The organism is Legionella norrlandica (genome assembly GCF_000770585.1).
GTDB lineage: Bacteria > Pseudomonadota > Gammaproteobacteria > Legionellales > Legionellaceae > Legionella > Legionella norrlandica.
Map to the genome: position 1 here is coordinate 1 of NZ_JNCF01000001.1, position 18,818 is coordinate 18,818.

Here is an 18,818-nt window from a genome sequence, read left to right on the forward strand (position 1 = left end):
GGTTACCGTTGAAAGCAAACTTATAAAGCCTATTATCATCCATATCAATTTTGTAGCCTTAAAATTCACTTGATATTCACTCCTTTGATGTCAGTTTCAATTGAGTTTCATTAGAGCTCTTGCCTAACCTGCATCTTTTGTATTATTGCTTCGTTGCAAGCATTTCTCCTGTGCTCATTTACTTCATGTAAACTCCGCTTGCACTAATTCAAAATCTATAGATTAGGCAAGAGCTCTATTATTTCATAGTTCCAGAATAACTTAAAATTAATCTCCTACCAATCCCTTACTTTTCCCTCATGCCAAAAATAGCCACTTTTCTTTTCCTTAGTGATTAATTCATAAATTTCTTGCGCTGTTTCTGCCGGAAGTTTAGGAGCATTTTTTGTTCCCATGTCTGTTTTAACCCAACCAGGATCAAAACTAGAAACAGTAATTTGGGGTAATCTTTCAGCAAGTAATTTGGTATACATGTTCAAACTGGCTTTTGACATTTTATAATGAGGTTGAAATGGCGAATTATTAGAACTGAATGCCCCCCACCCTGATGATATGTTAACTATTTGTGCTCTATTATTTAATTTAGAAAGACATTTTTCTGTCAACTCAACCGTTCCAAATAGATTAATGGAAAAAGTTTCCCTTAGTTGGGAGATATCAATTTTTTCTTCATTCCAGTCTTCTAGCAGTACTGCGGCATTATTAATTAATACATCAATTTTAGGTAGTTTTTTCACAAAGTCATTAATTTGTTCTGGGCTAGCTAGATTTAGCCTATATACTTTCAAATGCTCATGGGTAATAGGAGAAAAGCCTGTTGTTGAAGTACCAATGACAAACCAACCTTTATCTAGAAAGGTTTTGGCTATTTCAAAGCCTATTCCTCTGCTTATTCCCGTTATAACAAGAGTCTTCAATTCAATTCCTTTAAAAAATTCTAAGATCTTCCACCTGACCTAAATTATTCTTTCTATGATTTGTTCATCATACATCAACTCAAGGTCCTATCAATTTTTGGTTACTATGGAGACAACTTTAATTTGTTCTTTAATTCAAGGAATTCACAATACTATACACAAGGTTATCCACAGATTTTGTGGATAACCATCTACTCCAAGCGAAACAAGAAAAGTCTCATTATCCTTATAAACACAGGGCAAGGTAAATATTAATAGAATTTAGATATATATAATTAAAAGATAAATAAAAAAGTTATCCACACATGGGATAAAGAGGACTCTTGAGGAATTTCGTCTATAATAGCAAAGAAAAAATGAAAAAACAGTCTTGACTTAAGTTTTTTCAAAAAATTTTTAGGGTATATGGCGATGCTCCCTAGAGACTTATTTGCATAGGCGCCAGGGAACAATTGTCAGAAGACCCTATAATCTATCCTATATGCAGTCATAAAAAATGACATCTCTACCTATTTGCTTAATCATAGCTGCTCAAAACAACTAACTGCTTATTTTTAATGTTTAAAACAAGAACTAATTTAAGTGTTTATTTATTGGTCATTATGATACAATTCGGAAAAATTTGCTTCATTAGGAGAATTAATATGTTTTTTAATAGAATCATTTCGCGGGTGGTCGGGTGTTTTTTAATATTATTTCAATTGCCGGCTCAGAGTCATGGCCTTATCGAAAAACCAGGTTCCCGAGAATATTTTTGCGGTAAAGTCACTCAGCCGCATCATATAGAACCAGGTAACACATTGCCCTATGAAGCATGTCGTCCAATTTTGACAAAACAAGACGGAACTTATAATCTTGATGTTTACCAATTTATGAGTGTCTTAAGCCATACTCGCGGTTATTATCAAAATAACAATTTACCACAACATGTCTGTGGATATGATAGTGAAGCCTTTAAGGGTGGAGCAACGCCTTGGGATGCTGCAATCAATTGGCCGACCAACAAAATAACCTCAGGAGAACAAGAGTTTGTTTGGGATATATCTTATGGCCCTCATTTTAGTGACACAGAACATTTTCGCTATTGGATTACTAAGGCAGATTATCAATTTAAGGAAAATCAACCATTACAATGGAGCGATTTAGAAACAGAACCGTTTTGTGAATTCACATGGGATGACAACAACCCGCCACAAGATAAAAACACTATTTGGGCAGATAAAATAAATAATAAATTTCATATGACATGTCAGGTACCAGAACGTTCCGGCCGCCATGTGATATATGCAGAATGGGGTAGAAACCAGGATACAAATGAAAGATTCCATTCTTGTATTGACATTGTTTATTAAGTGGCACTTGTAGAGTGGACTCTAGTTCCACTCTCTCTTTTTCTCATGAATGCCAATCTTATGAAGGGGATCAGCCTAGTGTGTGTACATAGCCCCGATTTTAGGACAACATTAGTTCCTTTTCTAATTTTGCAGTTGATTTAATGAATCAGGAAGCTGTTGAGTTTCAGGCTTTTCTTTTCTGGAAAAGAGGGAAAAGTTCGACATAAACTCAATTTTTACTTTCTGGAGTGAAATGCGATCATGGGACGAGAGCACTGCAATGTGGTCTCGTCACCTACACAATATTCATTCAAAGATGATTATTTATGATGTTGCTAAAAATAGTTAATAGCTATTCCCAATCTTAGTGATGGAGTATTTTTTTTAAGAGAATAGCGTCTTCTACACTGCTTTTATCTTTATAATAATTTTTTTTAATTTCTATCCTTTCAAATCCCATCGTCTCATAAAGATGCAATGCAGCACTATTGCTTGGTCTAACTTCTAAAATCACAGATTCAGTCTGGGTATATTGGGATAGGGAATATAAAAGTGTTTGTAATAATTTTCTTCCTAAACCTTTTGATTGCAATGGCTTGGCAATGCATAAATTTAAAATATGACAACAATTATTACTTATTCTGGAGATAATGTATCCAGCAAGGATTGCGCTATCACCATTATTTATTTCAAGAACCCTGCAATCGTAACCAACAAGAACGCAATCCCTTAGTATATCTTTACTCCATGGGGCGATGTGAACATTAGATTCAATAGAATAAACATTTTCAATATCACTATCTTTCATTCTACGAATGTTTAATATCATTCAACACTCCCGGGAAACGATTGCTTAGCATATAAAATCATTGATAATGAATTAAATATTAGTAAATACACAACTCATATTAAAGTGATAGATGATTCTCCACCATCTCTATATTTTAATTATATACATAAAATATTTTTCCTTGGTTTGGAACCCAATCTATTTGTTATGAGCTGGTTATACAAAACTGTTGACATTTCATCGTAAACACCATGCTCCGTGGTTAGTGCTCAAGAATAAAGGTCAACAGCTATGGCTATTCTAAACTATTTTTTCTTTTTTTTGGGTAAATAGAGATCGGTAATCGTACCCTCAAAAGCTTCTGCTGATTGAGCAATAGTTTCCGAAAGTGTTGGGTGAGGATGAATAGTAAGAGCAATATCTTCGACATCACAGCACATTTCAATTGCCAAAGCCGCTTCAGAGATCAGATCACCAGCATTCACGCCAACAATACCGGCACCCAAAATGCGATTAGTCTCAGGACAGAATAGTAATTTAGTCATTCCTTCTTCTCGTCCATACTAAGGGCACGGCCGCTAGCAGCCCATGGGAATGTTGCTTTTTCATAGTTTATTCCTTTTGCTTTGGCTTCTTTTTCAGTTAAGCCTGCCCAAGCTAATTCGGGATCTGTGTAAGCAACGCTCGCGATGCATTTAGGCTCAAAATAATGTTTTTTCCCTGCTATGACTTCAGCAGCCACTTTGCCCTCAGGAATAGCTTTGTGGGCAAGCATAGGTTGACCGTTCACGTCACCAATAGCAAAGATATGAGAAACATTTGTTCTTAATTGCTTATCAACTGGAATAAAACCACGCTCATCTACTTTGACCCCAGCCTTCTCTGCATCAATTGTTCCGCCGTTTGGTTTTCTTCCTACTGCAACAAGCACTTGCTGGAAGCAAAGTGGCTTATCGGTAGGATGTTCTCCTTCCATAGAAACATAAATACCGTCCTTTTTAGCTTCAACAGCAGTTACCTTGGTTTTTAACAAAAATTTAACACCTTTTTTAGCCATTCGTTTTTGTAGTATGTTGACTAAGTCGGTATCAGCACTTGGAATTAATTGATCCATAAATTCAACAACTGTTACATTGACTCCTAGTGAAGAGTAAACCGTTGCCATTTCCAGACCAATAATACCTCCACCTAATACGAGTAAATCACCTTTGATATCAGCCAGTTCTAATGCGCCAGTAGAACTAAATATTCGCTTGTCTTCTGGTATGAATGGCAGCTTGATGGATTCTGAGCCTACAGCAATGATGGCATTATCAAATTCAATTTCTACAGGCCCTTCTTTCGTTTCAACAACCATTTGGTGGGCCCCTGTAAACTTACCTGTTCCTGTTACTACTTCTACTTTCCTTTGCTTAGCGAGAGCCTTTAGGCCACCTGTTAGCTTCGCAATCACTGAGTTTTTCCAGGCCACTAATTTTGTGCTATCCAATTTAGGTTTACCAAACGAAACACCTTGATCAGACATCTCGTGAGCTTCATCTACTACTTTAGCAATATGCAATAGAGCTTTCGATGGGATACAACCAACATTTAAACAGACACCGCCAAGTGAATCAAAGCGTTCAACTAGAACCACTTTTTTATCTAAATCAGCAGCTCTAAAAGCCGCTGTATAGCCGCCAGGACCACTACCTAGTACCACTACTTCAGTTTTAATTTTATTAGCCATTTGAAGCCTCGTTTTTAAAAATTATGTTTTTAACCTGCGGGTTGAGGATTATTGAGCCAACATCAGCAGTCCATCCAATATTCTCTGTTGGGTCAATGACCAAACCTACAATCTATTTGTTACCTAGCAAAGTAGAGAGCTTCTATTACTCTCAGAGTAAAACTCTTCTAATATCACTTAAGCAATCACAGAGGAAACGGGTAAATCGAGCGGCTTCAGCGCCATCAATTACTCTGTGATCATAAGACAGAGAGAGTGGTAACATTAATCTAGGCTTGAATTCTCTATTATCATAAACGGGTTTTATTATTGACTTCGACAAACCTAAAATAGCCACTTCGGGACTATTCACAATGGGAGTAAATGCCGTTCCACCTATTCCACCCAAGCTAGAAATTGTAAAACAACCACCTGACATATCAGCAGGGGTTAATCCTTTTTCACGGGCTTTCGTACTTAACCTAGACATCTCCTTTGCAATATCAACGACAGTTAATTTGTCAACATTTTTTATAACAGGCACTACAAGGCCATTAGGAGTGTCTACTGCTATACCTATATTACAATATTTCTTATAAATTAAATTATCTCCAGTTACATCTAATGATGAGTTAAACTGTGGGTAAACCTGAAGTGCTTTACTGACCACACTGCAAACGAAAGCTAATAGGGTTAATTTATAGTCTTGATTCTTCACTTTTTCAGATTCTGATTTTCTAAAAGCTTCCAAATCAGTAATATCTGCTTCATCAAATTGAGTAACATGAGGAATAGTTACCCATGAGCGATGAACGTTCACTCCTGTAAGCTTTTTAATTTTATTTAATGGTTTGGTTTCAATAGCACCAAATTTACTAAAATCAATTACAGGATTTGTTGGCAGGTTAAATCCCCCAGCTGCTGGTTTTTCACTTAGACGTTTTTTGACATACTCTTGAAGATCTTCTTTTGTAATACGTGACTTACGCCCACTCCCCTGAACCTGGGATAAATCAACACCAAGTTCTCTTGCCATTCGTCTCACTGCAGGACCGGCTGCTATCACAACACTTGCTGATTCTGTTGTTTCTAGAGTACTTGTTGTTAATTGTTCAGATTTTAGTTTTTCTTTCGATTCTTCTGCTGCTTGATCTTCGACAGGTTTTTCCGGGGCTTTTTTATTCTCGGTTTTTCCCGACTCTGTTGTTGTTTCTAAAATTAAAATAGGAGTACCTTGAGATACTTTATCCCCTAATTTTATTTTCAGTTCTTTTACTATACCTGCATAGGGCGCAGGGATATCCATAGTCGCTTTATCGCCTTCCAAGGTAATTAAGGCCTGATCCTTCCCTATTTCCATACCTGGTTTGACTAAAATATCTATGACATCAACATTGGTAGCGCCACCAATATCTGGAATTGATACCTCAATGTCCTTTGTTTCATTTGTTGATGTTGCCTTTTTTGATTCGCCAGGTTGTTCTTCCTGGCTCTTTAGTAAGGGCTTTTTTTCTGATACAGGTTTATGCTCCACTGATTCTTTTGTATTTTCATCGTTATCTGATTTTGCTTTAATAATCAGATCACCTTCAGATACTTTGTCACCGACTTTGACAAGAATCTGTTCTACTGTACCAGCAATTGGGGAAGGAATATCCATACTGGCTTTTTCAGATTCAAGGGTAACCAAGGGAGTATCGACTTCAATGGAATCCCCTTCCTTAACTAAAACCTCGATTACATCAACTTGAGTAGCACCACCAATATCAGGAATTTTAATTTCACTTTCTTTTGTCATATTTTTCCTCAGCGTTCAGTTAAACTGAAACCATATTTTGCTTTAATTGTTTGTTTAACTAATGGGTCACTGGATCTAATTTGTCCGGATTTATATCGTACCGTTTCATAGCATCAATCACTTTTGATTTGTCTAATACTCCCTCAGCTACAAGCGCATTTAGTGCAGATAAAACAATAAATTTTGCATCAACTTCAAAGAAATGACGCAATTGCTCACGGGTATCACTTCTGCCATAGCCATCTGTCCCTAATGTGACATAACGATTAGGTACTAAAGATCTTATTTGATCAGCATAAATACGCATATAATCCGTCGCTGCTATCACTGGGCCACTGCGTCCTTTCAACTGGGAGGTAACATAGCTTTCTTTGGCTTTATTTTTAGGATGCATATTATTGTACCGCTCAACTGCTAAGCCATCTCTACGTAATTCATTGAAACTGGTTACACTCCAGATATCCGAAGTTATGGAAAAATCCTCTTCCAGAATCTGAGAAGCCTTTATAACCTCGCGCAAAATAGTTCCACAACCCATTAATTGAACGTGAGTTTTTGATTTTTTCTTATGTTCTTTTAAGAGATACATGCCTTTGATAATTCCCTCTTCTACTCCTTTAGGCATATCTGGATGAGTGTAATTTTCATTCATAACCGTGATGTAATAGAACACATTTTCCTGTTTCTCATACATACGATGTAAACCGTTTTGGATAATAACCGCTAGTTCATAAGCATAAGTAGGATCGTAGGAAATGCAATTGGGTATAGTTGATGCAAGAATATGGCTATGCCCATCCTGATGCTGCAACCCTTCGCCAGCTAATGTTGTACGCCCTGCTGTCCCTCCCAACAAAAAGCCTCTGGCCTGCATATCCCCAGCAGCCCATGCCAAATCACCTATCCGTTGGAAACCGAACATAGAGTAATAAATATAGAATGGAATCATCGCCAGTTTATTAGAACTATAGGAAGTAGCTGCAGCAATCCAAGAACAAAATGCTCCAGCTTCATTGATGCCTTCTTCGAGAATTTGTCCATCAACTGCTTCACGATAATACATTACTTGTTCACGATCTACCGGGGTATAGAGTTGTCCTACAGGAGAATATATTCCGATTTGTCTAAAAAGTCCCTCCATACCAAATGTTCTGCATTCATCTGGCACTATGGGCACTATTCTGGAACTGATCTCCTTATTTTTAAGCAGGATTGAAAGAATTCGCACAAAAGCCATAGTAGTTGAGATTTCTCGATCTCCTAATCCTTTGGTAACTGAAGAAAATTCTTCCAAATTGGGTATGGTTAAGGGGTCTACTTTAGTAGAACGATGAGGTAAATAACCACCTAAAGCTTCCCTTTGTTTTTTTATATACTTGATCTCTGGACTATCATCATCGGGTTTATAAAAAGGAATATCAGCAATTTTATCGTCACTAATTGGAATACTAAAACGATCACGGAACGCTTTTAGTTGCTCTATAGTCATCTTTTTTTGTTGATGAGTAATATTTTGACCCTCTCCTGCTGCTCCCATTCCATAGCCTTTAATGGTTTTAGCAAGAATGACTGTGGGTGTTCCTTTATGTTCGACAGCTTTTGCATAAGCAGCATATACTTTTTGTGGATCATGGCCCCCACGATTCAAGCGCCAGATTTCCTCATCGGACATATTCTCGACCATTTTCTTTAACTCAGGATATTGATTAAAGAAGTGTTGTCTTACATAAGATCCGTCATTGGCCTTATAAGATTGATAATCTCCATCCAGACATTCTTCCATCCTTTTTTGCAGCCACCCTTCCTTATCACGAGCTAATAAGGGATCCCAACGTCCGCCCCATATGACTTTGATGACATTCCATCCAGCACCACGAAATAACCCTTCAAGCTCCTGGATTATTTTACCGTTACCACGTACAGGCCCATCAAGTCTTTGCAAATTGCAATTCACTACAAAAATAAGATTATCCAGTTTTTCTCTTGCTGCAATGCTAAGGGCACCTACTGATTCAGGTTCGTCCATTTCACCATCACCTAAAAAAGCCCATACCTTGCGACCTTCTGCCTTGACTAGCCCTCTATTTTCCAGGTACTTGAGAAAACGAGCTTGATAGATAGCCTGCAAAGGCCCTAGTCCCATGGAGACAGTGGGGAACTGCCAAAAATCATTCATCAGCCAAGGGTGAGGGTAAGAAGATAAACCATTGACTTCTACTTCTTGTCTAAATTTTTCAAGTTGTTGTTCAGTTAATCTGCCTTCTAAAAATGCTCTGGCATAAATACCTGGAGCAGAATGCCCCTGGATGTAAAGTAAATCTCCACCATTTTGGCCTTGGGGGCCTTTAAAAAAATAATTAAACCCAGTTTCATATAATGTAGAAGCAGAAGCATAGGAAGCAATATGTCCGCCAAGCTCAGCTGCATATTTTCCCGCTCTAAGAACCATAGCAACAGCATTCCAACGAATCAAAGCATTTATCCGTTTTCCTATCCCTTCATCAGGAGGCATTTGTTTCTCTTCATAGGGCTTTATAGTATTTCTATAAGGAGTGTTAATTGAGCTTGTTAATTTAACCCCTTCAGCATTTGCCTTGTTTAAGAGCTGCTGCAGAAGAAATGAGGCACGATCAGTACCATCATTAATCAATACGGCTTGTAGGGCATCCAGCCATTCGCGTGTTTCTATTGGATCCAGATCTAAATTGGTTTCATTTGCCATGAAAAAGTTCCCCAACAATCGATAATTTTTAAGAACAGTATGGTACTGGCAGCAATCTTTTTTGGATTACGCCAGTGCAACCTTGATTACATACATTAAAATCAGCCGCACAGTTACAAGTTACTTTGCGGCATTGTAGTGGATCACGGTAAGATTGCAACCCACGAGTAATGTACCCCCCTCGTACTTCAATCTCATGAAGATATTTCAGATAATTTTTTTGGGCGGAAATAGTTGCCGAAGAAGAACAATTTCGACAGTTATTGGTGCAATTTTGTTTACAGTATTCTAAATGTTCTAGACAAATTTGCTGACATTGATTCAAACTTTTGTGATGAGTAATTTTGTTCTTTAGTGTAGTACAAGCAGAAAGCCCTATTATTACAAAGCAAAAACACAAGCGAAATACAATGTTCATAACCAAGTCCTATATTGATTTAATATGAAATAGAGCATTACAGCCAGGCTACTAATGTAAATAATGCAATAAAAACTAATAATACTATAGTGGCATGCTCTACAAGGTTTTCAGCAACAACCATAGGTACTTCATCGGTATCATTGATACGAACAGCTTGCAATCCACATTCACTCAATATTTCATCATTCAAATTGGGGTGAGCGAATGCGTAGTGAATGAATAAATTGAATCCGCGTTGAAAATTTCCTACTAATAAAAAAAGCAATGCCGTTATTCTAGCTGGAATCCATTCAAGAATTTCAGCAACTTGTATGGCCTGTGGATTAATCGAATTAAGACCTTTACATAAAGTAGTTAATCTATAAGTTAAGACAGCAATAGGCCCAGCAATGATATACCAGAATATCACTGCAAATAATTGGCTATTGACTTCTGCAAAATATTCCCCAATAGAGTCTACTTCAGATTGATCATTGCTTTTTACAATAATCGGATAAAAAGCATTCTGAGGCCCTAAGCAATAGTAAAAAACAAAAAGATTAAAAACTAACCCGAATAAACCAAAAAAAATACTTTCGAAAGAAAAATAAATAAGTGATACAAGAAGAATAATAGGTAATACGGTAGCCGCTAATTCTAACCATGGATTAGCAAAATACTGGTTTCTATCAATGGTTTTCTTTAAAAATAGATAATAGTCATTAAACCAGAAAAATCGCTGATAAGAAATTGAATGGATTAAAAACCGCTCACTGAGCAAGCACAATACTATTACCAATAATTTCATTCTATTAATCCTTACGCATTTTTTCAGATAAAGCTATAGGTGTTGGATATTTTAATACAACAAGGTACGATGAAACGATAAAAGTTAAAATGGTGGTTGCCTGAATTAAATTAGAGGCGACTTCTGAAATCAATTTAGTGCTCAAACCGATACTTGCAACGAGTAAAGAAAATTCGCTTCCCTGCCCTAAACGTATTCCTACTTCCTTAGCTACCTGTTTCTTTTCGCCTGATCGTACAAGGAGAACATAGAACAATAATGGCTTAATGATAAGTATCAAAGTCGCTAAGATGACAGCAGGTATTACTACTTGAGCTCCAAATTCAAAATTAAATGTAGCCCCGATTGAAAAGAAAAACATGACAAGGAAAAAGTCTCTTAGCGGTTTTAAGCTTTCTGCAATAAATAATGAAATGGGGCTGGAGGCTAAAGCTACACCTGCTATAAAAGCACCAATATCTTCGGATAATCCTATTTTTTGTGCTAAAACTGATATACCTAAGCACCATCCAATCGAGAGTAAAAAAACATATTCTTGTGTTCTATCAAAACGAGCTAGCAACTTAATCAGGAGGTACCGCTCAAGTACAAAGGAAAACAGGCATAATACAGGTAATGCAATAATAACGAATATGAAGTCATTAATTGATAGATTGCCATCTTGATGAGCGCTGTTAATCAGTATGAGGAGTACAATTGCAATAACGTCTTGCATTAAGAGCACACTAATCATCACCTCACCAGTGTGTTGATGGTGCAGGATCGTAGTCGGCAGCAATTTTAATCCGATAATTGTACTGGAAAACATCATGGCTCCACCCAATATCAAAGATTCTGTCTGAGTGAGGCCGAACCATATTCCTATCCCGTAAGCAAGCGCAGCAAATAGAATAGAGCTGACTATTGCAATCCAGGTTACCTTTTTTAACATATGTATCAAATTTTGCGGCTGTAAATGCAAACCTAATAAAAACAATAAGAATACTATTCCAATATCACCTATTTGTGTGATGACGGAGACATCTGATACAAGCTTTAGTCCCCATGGGCCGAATATAGCACCAAGGAGTATATACGCAACCAGAAGGGACTGTCTCGTATACAAAACCAAAGTGGAAAAAAATGCAGCTCCAGCAAATATTAAAAATATGGTATAAAATACAGAGCCATCATGCATCGACCGAATACCTCATAATTTTGGGGGAGTAAAATTGAATTATAAAATCAATTTTATCTATTAATCTATTAATTAGCCATTAAATATTGAATATTAGGATGATTATTCTTTAAAAACTACTCACGGCTAAATCAGTACTGAGAAAGATCCCTTTATTCCATTGTTGGCTAGTTTTACTTTAAGGCTATCCGCCATTTGTTTATTCCCAAATGGTCCTACTCGAACAACATAATGCTCTTTATAATGTTCAATGAACACTGGCGATGGAGTAATATGAACTAATTTCTCTTTTAAACGTTTTGCAGAGAACTCTGTTGAAAATGCGCCTGCTTGTAAATAGTAATGGGCTTGCCCCGCGGGCCCCATTAAGGTTTCTATTTCAACATGCGCCGTTCCTTTAGGAAAAATCCCTAATTTTAAAGCCGCAGCATAGGACAGATCTATGACTCGATCACCATGGAATGGCCCTCGATCATTCACTTTTACTATAGCTTCTTTACCATTTTCAAGGTTTCTTACCTTTATGTAAGTAGGTAAAGGTAAGGTTTTATGAGCAGCTGTCATGACATACATGTTATAAGGCTCACCACTTGAGGTTCGTTGCTTATGGAATTTTGTTCCATACCAAGAGGCAATTCCTCGAGTTTTGTATCCACTGGAATTTCTCATGACCTCATAGGTTCGTCCATCAACGTAATATTCAGCGGGATTGCCATATCTACTTAATGGTTCTTTTGTCGGTACAGGCTCTTTAAAATTAACCTTTTTAGGGCGCTTGGGAGCGCTATCTTGTGCAATTGTATAGCGATTAGTTTTGTTTTTGTATCGATCATAAATTGAATTTTTATTTGAAGCAGAATAAGTTTTTTTAATTGCAATGGCAGGTTTATTCTGGGTGGTTTGGCAACTTGCAAGAAAAATTGATAATATAATCAGTATGTTACGCATATTTTGTAGTGTTTTTTATTATTGTTAGTGAACTAATATTACCAAAAAAATGGACTTTTCGAAGCATGATTAAAAATTGACATTAAAGTATCCTGTTTCATCTGGCAAGACTTTGAAATTTAATACACACAAATAGTAATAATAACTCCAAAAAAATATCAATTTTTTAATATGCTATTTGTTCGCGTGCAAAAGGCTGTGATAAGATAACTTTATTTTGCAACTACATCAGGTAACATCATGACAAGAGCAACGTCTTTCCTATTGACGCTATTATTTTTTATTACTTTGTTTGTGCAAACTACTAATTCAATGGCTGAAGAGTCTCCTATCTCTGATTTACAGAGACCTTCTCCAACAGTAACAACTAAACCTTTTACAACTCCTGCCGCTCCTGCACTTAATGCAAAGGCTTATATTCTTATTGACGTTAATAGTGGAAAAATAATAGCGGAAAAAAACAGTGAGGAAAAACTGCCACCAGCTAGTTTAACAAAAATGATGACTTTGTATGTTATTTCTAATGCATTACAGAATGAACAAATTCATTTAACAGACAAAGTCAGAGTAAGCCGTGATGCCTGGAAAACAGGTGGTTCACGTATGTTTATAAAAGAAGGCGAACTAGTCTCTGTTGAAGACCTCCTGAAAGGCATAATAGTTGACTCCGGTAATGATGCCTGTGTTGCAATGGCAGAGCATCTTGGCGGAACAGAAAATGCCTTTACAGATATCATGAACCAACAAGCTCAAAACTTGGGCATGAAGAATAGCCACTTTACAGACAGCACAGGATTGCCTGATCCTAATTTGTACACAACAGCCAAAGATCTAGCTATCCTAGGCCGGTCTTTAATATTAGATTTTCCTCAATATTATGAATGGTATAAACAAAAATGGTTTACTTATAATGGAATACGCCAACCTAATCGAAACCGTTTATTGTGGAGAGATAGCCAAGTTGATGGCATAAAAACTGGTCATACCAATGATGCAGGGTATTGTCTTGTATCCTCTGCAAAACGTAATAATATGCGCTTATTAGCCGTAGTTTTAGGCGAACCAAGTGAATCTATTCGTGCCGATGATAGTGAAAAATTGCTAAATTATGGATTTCGTTTTTTTGAAACCCATCAATTATATAAGGCAGGGCAATCCATTGCTGAATTACCTCTTTATAAAGGTGCTGCAGATAAGATTACTGTTGGTTTAACAGAGGATCAATTTATTACGGTACCCGCAGGCAATATCAAAGACTCAATATCTCAACTAAAATTCCTTCTTACTTGCAAGCTCCAATTAAGAAAGGTGATAAGATTGGTGATTTAGTTGTGCAATTTGATAATAACGTTGTATCTACTAAACCTCTTTATGCACTTCAAACGATAGAAGCTGGTGGGTTTTATACAAGGACTAAAGATTCGATACGTTTAGCATTTAAGCGATGGTTTAGTTCATAGGATATTTATTATAATGAATATCGCATTCGTTAATGGTGAATATTGGCGAACAATTAGCGATTCCTATCAGCAATTAATAAGTTGAATTATGACAAAAACTACCTTAATTGAATTCCCTTGTCATTTTCCTATAAAAATTATTGGGGCTAATTCAGAATTATTTATAGATGAAATCAAACAAATTGTTATTAGTCATTTTCCTGCTTTTGAAAATGAACATTTAACTCATAAAATGAGTCAAAAAAACAATTACTTAGCTATCACCGTTACAGTATATGCAGAAAATCAAGCAGTACTAGATGCATTGTACCAAGAATTGACTCGGCATCCTGACGTTAAAATGGTTTTATGATGATAATTCATAGTTTAGGCATACAAGAATACACTGAAGTATGGAAACGGATGAAGGAATTTACTGAAAACCGCGATAGTAATACTTGTGATGAGCTATGGCTGTTAGAACATTATCCTGTGTATACCCAAGGCCAAGCAGGAAAACCAGAACATATTCTCAACAGTAAGTCCATTAAGGTTGTACAATCTGATCGTGGGGGGCAAGTCACCTATCATGGACCGGGTCAATTAGTAGCCTATGTCTTAATGGATATACGTAGAAGAAATTTAGGCATAAGAACATTAGTAGCAAGATTAGAACAAGTGTTAATTTCTGTTCTGGAGCATTATAAAATTAAAGCAAACATACAGAATGGTGCACCTGGAGTATATATTGGTGAGAAAAAAATTGCATCCATAGGCTTAGGTTAAAAATGGATGTACCTATCATGGGATAGCATTAAATGTAGACATGGACTTAAGCCCTTTTTTAGGTATCAACCCTTGTGGTTTTACTAAAATGGAAATGACACAGATAAGCCATTTTCATCCTAATATTAAGCTAGAGGAAGTAAGTCAGCATTTTGTACACTATTTTTTGAGTCAATTTAAATAAATAATAGGACATTATGAATTTGTTAGCAGATTATGTACAACCACTTACTAGCTGGCTGCAAGCAAACCCACATTGGTCATTATTCATAACTTTCCTCATTGCTTTAAGTGAGTCGTTAGCGGTTATTGGGAGTATCATACCTGGCTCTGTCACTATGACAGCGATAGGCATACTAGCTGGTTCCGGAATCTTACGGATTGACTTGACCCTGATTTCCGCTACTTTAGGTGCTATTTGTGGTGATAGTCTGAGTTATTTTTTAGGATATTTCTATAGTGATCGCTTAATAGAAATTTGGCCTTTTAACAAATATCCGGGTTTATTGAAATATGGCAAAGAGTTTTTTGCAAGCCATGGTGGGAAAAGTGTCTTAATTGGTCGATTTATTGGTCCGTTACGTTCAATTATTCCAGTCATCGCTGGAATAATGCATATGAAACAATGGAGATTTCTAGTTGCAAACATAATTTCTGCAATAGGCTGGTCTATTTTATATGTAATGCCTGGGGTATTAATTGGTGCCGCTGGACATGAGTTATCAGCAGAAGGGGCTACAAAGTTATTTATATTGATTTTAGTCGTTCTTGCTATTATTTGGCTGTCAAGCCTAACTCTCAAATGGCTTTTTATTAAATTAAATATTTTTTTGAAAAAAAATTTACACTGTACTTGGTTAAAAATCAAAGATAGGCCCTGGTTATCTAAGTTATATTTTCTCATTACCCCCTCCCACGAGGAAAATCATTACCCTACTGTGGGCTTATTTTTTGCTAGCCTGGTCACTTTCGCATGTTTTTTAATTCTTATGGTGTTAACGATTCAGGATGAATTACTTAATTATATTAATGTTCCAATATATTTTTTCATGCAAAGCTTCCATAGTTCTTTGTTAGAAGCCTTTTTTATTGCCTGTTCGCAATTAACAAGTCTATTAACCTTAATTGGCCTCCTGTTCACCTCTTGTCTCTGGTTTGTTTATCATAAAAATTACAGAGCCATTATTTACTTAACTAGTATAATGTTGTTCAGTGGTCTGATAGCTTTATTGTTGACAAAATTAATTAATAGTCCTAGGCCTGAAGAATTATTTGTTATTTTCCCAAAAAGCTCTTTCCCCTCTATTAACATCTCAATTGCCACTGCCATTTATGGCTTTATCTTGTTCTATATACATAGCAAATATTCTTTAATAACGAGCAGTTTTAAGACAATTATATTAATTGTGTTAGGGTTAAGTGGATTTGCTAATGTCTATTTAGGTGATTTTTGGTTTTCAGATATCCTGGCGGCTTATTTGTTAGGAACGGAAGTTTGTTTGATTCATTGCATAATATATAGAAAATCAAGTGATACACTTGCAAAGATTGGCCATCCACTCGCGATGCTGGCGTCATTATTTGCTGTTATTGCTTTTATTTCTGTCATTTCGACTGCGATAAACTTTAAAGAACTGACCCAAGCCCATTTATTCCATCAAAAAAAATTGACCTTAGCTGAAAAGCATTGGTGGGAACAACAAGAACCCATTTTACCTTTATACAGATTAAGTAGGATTGGAAAGCGAATTAGTCTATTGAACATCCAATACGTTGGCGATTTAGGCTTATTAAAAAGTAAACTGGAGGAATCTGGATGGCAGGAACACAGCGATAAAACGTTTTTTACCAGACTACTAATGCGAATTAATAACGCACCAAATAATGTAAAACTCCCTTTATTAACGCAGTTGTTTGAAAATAAAAGACCTGGATTGATTATGACTTATCAGGATAAACAATCTAATTTGGTTTTAGATTTGCTTGTTTGGGAATCCAATTATCAAATATCCGATTCAAAAAATACTTTATGGATTGGTTCTGTTCATCAGAATATATTCAACTTAAAACAGCATCAGAAAGCTGGTACTTATTCTTTACCAGTTTTAAATCCATTGTCTTATTTGATCCCTGCGCTTAATGATTTTTCGCTTAGACGAATCAAGTTACCTAATTATTTGATAAAAACTACTGCTTTTCCAACATCTCCATTCATTCTGCTGATAAAAAATAAATAATTACTCCCTCCTCTAATTTATTTATCATCAGCTCGGCTAGTAACACAGATAAATTACTGATATAACTATATATACATTTTTATAACCTATAAATTATTAAATAACAGGGATAGAATCAATGTATATCTTGGCTAAAGTTATTCACTGTCTCTTTCCATTAATTGCTTTAGTTCTTTTAATTATTGGAATAAAGCGAAAGGCAATTTATTATGTTATTTCTGCATTATGGATAAGCCTTATTTCGCTAGTAATTCACTACCAAACTTCTGGAGGCGAGATTCTTGGGAGTTATTTTAATTACCCGAATGCAGCAATATATACAGTCAATTTATTTATTTTATGTTTGTCCTTAAGCTATGTTCTATGGCATCTCAGTAAGGATAACATGGTATTTAAATTTGTAAGCAGCCTATTCCAGGCATTTATTGTTATAGGAAGTTTATTAGTAATTATTAATCTATGGGTAAATGCCTATTTTATTGAAAATAGATTGAGAGGTACACCAGTAATGCAGGTCGCTCTTCTAGACAAACCTGATTACTGTAATTACAGATATATATTCTATAAAGTGGGAATAGATGGCGCAGTGTATTATCTTTGCCCCAATTATTATGGCCTGATGCCTCAATTGGCCGTTTATCTATAAGCCAGATTTCATTGCCTCTCAATTATCAGTGCCTAGTAAAAAACAAATGTTATTGTTGCAACAGAAAAAGAGTTAAATCGGCAATTATCTGTATTTTAGCAAATTGTTCTAGAGTTTATTATTTGATACTATGTGTAGAAATTACCAGTTTAGTACGTATATGAAACGTCTTATTACAATATTGTTTATGCTTTATTGTTTTAATTTATTTGCAATGGCTCCTAAACTTAATTGGGATAATGCTGTGGATAAGGCCATAAAACGCTATGGCCTTAGAGTAGAGCCACAATTGATTTCCTATTTCTCAAAGGCAGGGGTTTCCTACCCTCCCAAAGAAATTGCCTTATTGGCTTTTAAAGCAGAAAGGAAAGTGGAGTTATGGGCAAAAAATCCAAACGAGTCATGGACACATATACATGATTACCCATTAACTGGTTTTAGTGGGCGTTTAGGTCCCAAATTACGCGAAAATGATAAGCAAATCCCTGAGGGTATCTATAAACTAGTTAATTTCAATCCTTTTAGCAGCATGCACTTGTCAATGATGATCAACTACCCTAACAGTTTTGATCGACAAAAAGGTTATATGGACGGTAGAAAAGATTTAGGTAATAATATTTTTATACATGGAAAAAATTTATCCGTAGGTTGCTTGGCTGTAGGCGATCTTGCTATCGACCAATTATTTGTTTTAGCTAGAAGAGTAGGCCTGAAAAACATTCAAGTTATCATTGCTCCTAATGATTTAAGACACCAAAAACCATCCACTTCATCATTTGCTCAGCCGCGGTGGTTGCCTGAACTTTACAAACAAATAACTGAGTCTCTCAAACCATTTAAAAAATCCAAATTTACAGTTTAATGTAACAGAATTTTATCAAAGCTCGCTGCCATAGATAGGGTGCTAGAAGAATCAGAGCTCGGATCCGTCGTGTACACGTTAGTACATGAAATTCGAGCACCATATCGACAAAGCAATTCTCCATAACAGTAGAGTGTTGAAAGAAGTCTAATATTTTTTATTTAAATATATCCAAGGATACTTTAAGCCTAGCATTTTGAAGTATCTTGGATATACTTAAAACAAAACGATAAGAAAAATTAAAAA

At 36.0% G+C, this 18,818-nt stretch carries 13 protein-coding genes and 3 pseudogenes; 7 read left to right on the forward strand and 9 right to left on the reverse strand.

Annotated elements, in window-relative coordinates:
* Positions 1-275 precede the first annotated feature (275 nt).
* The gene (locus OK13_RS00005) at positions 276-917 is read right to left on the reverse strand and encodes an SDR family NAD(P)-dependent oxidoreductase (protein ID WP_035886072.1); all 642 of its coding nucleotides are present in this window, start codon (positions 915-917) and stop codon (positions 276-278) included.
* A gap of 644 nt (positions 918-1,561) precedes the next feature.
* Here OK13_RS00005 and OK13_RS00010 point away from each other — a divergent pair.
* The gene (locus OK13_RS00010; protein WP_035886074.1) at positions 1,562-2,269 is read left to right on the forward strand and encodes a lytic polysaccharide monooxygenase; all 708 of its coding nucleotides are present in this window, start codon (positions 1,562-1,564) and stop codon (positions 2,267-2,269) included.
* A gap of 346 nt (positions 2,270-2,615) precedes the next feature.
* Here the strand turns inward: OK13_RS00010 and rimI are convergent, their stop codons facing one another.
* The 8 genes and pseudogenes from rimI to OK13_RS00045 form a co-directional block, all read right to left on the reverse strand.
* Positions 2,616-3,080, reverse strand: coding sequence for a ribosomal protein S18-alanine N-acetyltransferase (gene rimI, locus OK13_RS00015; RefSeq protein WP_035886077.1), 465 nt, complete (start codon positions 3,078-3,080; stop codon positions 2,616-2,618).
* A 266-nt stretch (positions 3,081-3,346) separates the two neighbouring features.
* Positions 3,347-4,770: pseudogene (gene lpdA, locus OK13_RS00020) on the reverse strand (dihydrolipoyl dehydrogenase).
* Positions 4,771-4,921: 151 nt separating this feature from the next.
* On the reverse strand, positions 4,922-6,547 hold the full coding sequence (gene aceF / locus OK13_RS00025; RefSeq protein ID WP_035886079.1) for a dihydrolipoyllysine-residue acetyltransferase: 1,626 nt from the start codon (positions 6,545-6,547) through the stop codon (positions 4,922-4,924).
* Between the two features lie 58 nt (positions 6,548-6,605).
* Positions 6,606-9,269 (reverse strand): pyruvate dehydrogenase (acetyl-transferring), homodimeric type, encoded by a 2,664-nt coding sequence (aceE, locus tag OK13_RS00030; RefSeq protein ID WP_035886086.1) that lies wholly within the window; start codon positions 9,267-9,269, stop codon positions 6,606-6,608.
* Between the two features lie 28 nt (positions 9,270-9,297).
* A complete protein-coding gene (locus OK13_RS14025; RefSeq protein ID WP_081964831.1) occupies positions 9,298-9,687 on the reverse strand; it encodes an acyltransferase in 390 nt (129 codons plus the stop codon).
* A 37-nt stretch (positions 9,688-9,724) separates the two neighbouring features.
* The gene (locus OK13_RS00035; RefSeq protein ID WP_035886089.1) at positions 9,725-10,477 is read right to left on the reverse strand and encodes a membrane protein; all 753 of its coding nucleotides are present in this window, start codon (positions 10,475-10,477) and stop codon (positions 9,725-9,727) included.
* A gap of 4 nt (positions 10,478-10,481) precedes the next feature.
* The gene (locus OK13_RS00040; RefSeq protein WP_035886091.1) at positions 10,482-11,654 is read right to left on the reverse strand and encodes a cation:proton antiporter; all 1,173 of its coding nucleotides are present in this window, start codon (positions 11,652-11,654) and stop codon (positions 10,482-10,484) included.
* 126 nt (positions 11,655-11,780) lie between these two features.
* Positions 11,781-12,602 carry a septal ring lytic transglycosylase RlpA family protein gene (locus OK13_RS00045; protein ID WP_035886092.1) on the reverse strand — a complete coding sequence of 274 codons (822 nt, stop codon included), beginning with the start codon at positions 12,600-12,602 and terminating at the stop codon, positions 11,781-11,783.
* Between the two features lie 240 nt (positions 12,603-12,842).
* On the opposite strand from OK13_RS00045, the pseudogene OK13_RS00050 reads away from it, so the two are divergent.
* The 6 genes and pseudogenes from OK13_RS00050 (at position 12,843) to OK13_RS00075 (ending at position 18,572) form a co-directional block, all read left to right on the forward strand.
* A pseudogene (locus tag OK13_RS00050) lies at positions 12,843-14,062 on the forward strand (D-alanyl-D-alanine carboxypeptidase family protein).
* Between the two features lie 88 nt (positions 14,063-14,150).
* Entirely contained in the window at positions 14,151-14,414 is a 264-nt protein-coding gene (locus OK13_RS00055; protein ID WP_035886093.1) for an HP0495 family protein, read from the forward strand.
* Positions 14,414-15,011, forward strand: a pseudogene (lipB, locus tag OK13_RS00060) (lipoyl(octanoyl) transferase LipB). The gene OK13_RS00055 and the pseudogene lipB overlap by 1 nt, the downstream one beginning before the upstream one ends.
* Before the next feature lie 13 nt (positions 15,012-15,024).
* A complete protein-coding gene (locus OK13_RS00065) occupies positions 15,025-17,064 on the forward strand; it encodes a bifunctional DedA family/phosphatase PAP2 family protein (protein WP_035886094.1) in 2,040 nt (679 codons plus the stop codon).
* A 118-nt stretch (positions 17,065-17,182) separates the two neighbouring features.
* Positions 17,183-17,710 carry a type I secretion system protein LssZ gene (locus tag OK13_RS00070; protein ID WP_420911412.1) on the forward strand — a complete coding sequence of 176 codons (528 nt, stop codon included), beginning with the start codon at positions 17,183-17,185 and terminating at the stop codon, positions 17,708-17,710.
* A gap of 160 nt (positions 17,711-17,870) precedes the next feature.
* Entirely contained in the window at positions 17,871-18,572 is a 702-nt protein-coding gene (locus tag OK13_RS00075) for a L,D-transpeptidase family protein (protein WP_173402489.1), read from the forward strand.
* Positions 18,573-18,818 lie beyond the last annotated feature (246 nt).

What these genes read in the sequence shown, in the direction of transcription:
- rimI (WP_035886077.1), bottom strand. Translation starts at nt 3,080, where the DNA reads ATGATATTAAACATTCGTAGAATGAAAGATAGTGATATTGAAAATGTT.
- OK13_RS00045 (WP_035886092.1), bottom strand. Translation starts at nt 12,602, where the DNA reads ATGCGTAACATACTGATTATATTATCAATTTTTCTTGCAAGTTGCCAA.
- OK13_RS00010 (WP_035886074.1), top strand. Translation starts at nt 1,562, where the DNA reads ATGTTTTTTAATAGAATCATTTCGCGGGTGGTCGGGTGTTTTTTAATA.
- OK13_RS14025 (WP_081964831.1), bottom strand. Translation starts at nt 9,687, where the DNA reads ATGAACATTGTATTTCGCTTGTGTTTTTGCTTTGTAATAATAGGGCTT.
- OK13_RS00055 (WP_035886093.1), top strand. Translation starts at nt 14,151, where the DNA reads ATGACAAAAACTACCTTAATTGAATTCCCTTGTCATTTTCCTATAAAA.
- OK13_RS00035 (WP_035886089.1), bottom strand. Translation starts at nt 10,477, where the DNA reads ATGAAATTATTGGTAATAGTATTGTGCTTGCTCAGTGAGCGGTTTTTA.
- OK13_RS00040 (WP_035886091.1), bottom strand. Translation starts at nt 11,654, where the DNA reads ATGCATGATGGCTCTGTATTTTATACCATATTTTTAATATTTGCTGGA.
- aceE (WP_035886086.1), bottom strand. Translation starts at nt 9,269, where the DNA reads ATGGCAAATGAAACCAATTTAGATCTGGATCCAATAGAAACACGCGAA.
- OK13_RS00065 (WP_035886094.1), top strand. Translation starts at nt 15,025, where the DNA reads ATGAATTTGTTAGCAGATTATGTACAACCACTTACTAGCTGGCTGCAA.
- OK13_RS00075 (WP_173402489.1), top strand. Translation starts at nt 17,871, where the DNA reads ATGAAACGTCTTATTACAATATTGTTTATGCTTTATTGTTTTAATTTA.
- aceF (WP_035886079.1), bottom strand. Translation starts at nt 6,547, where the DNA reads ATGACAAAAGAAAGTGAAATTAAAATTCCTGATATTGGTGGTGCTACT.
- OK13_RS00070 (WP_420911412.1), top strand. Translation starts at nt 17,183, where the DNA reads ATGTATATCTTGGCTAAAGTTATTCACTGTCTCTTTCCATTAATTGCT.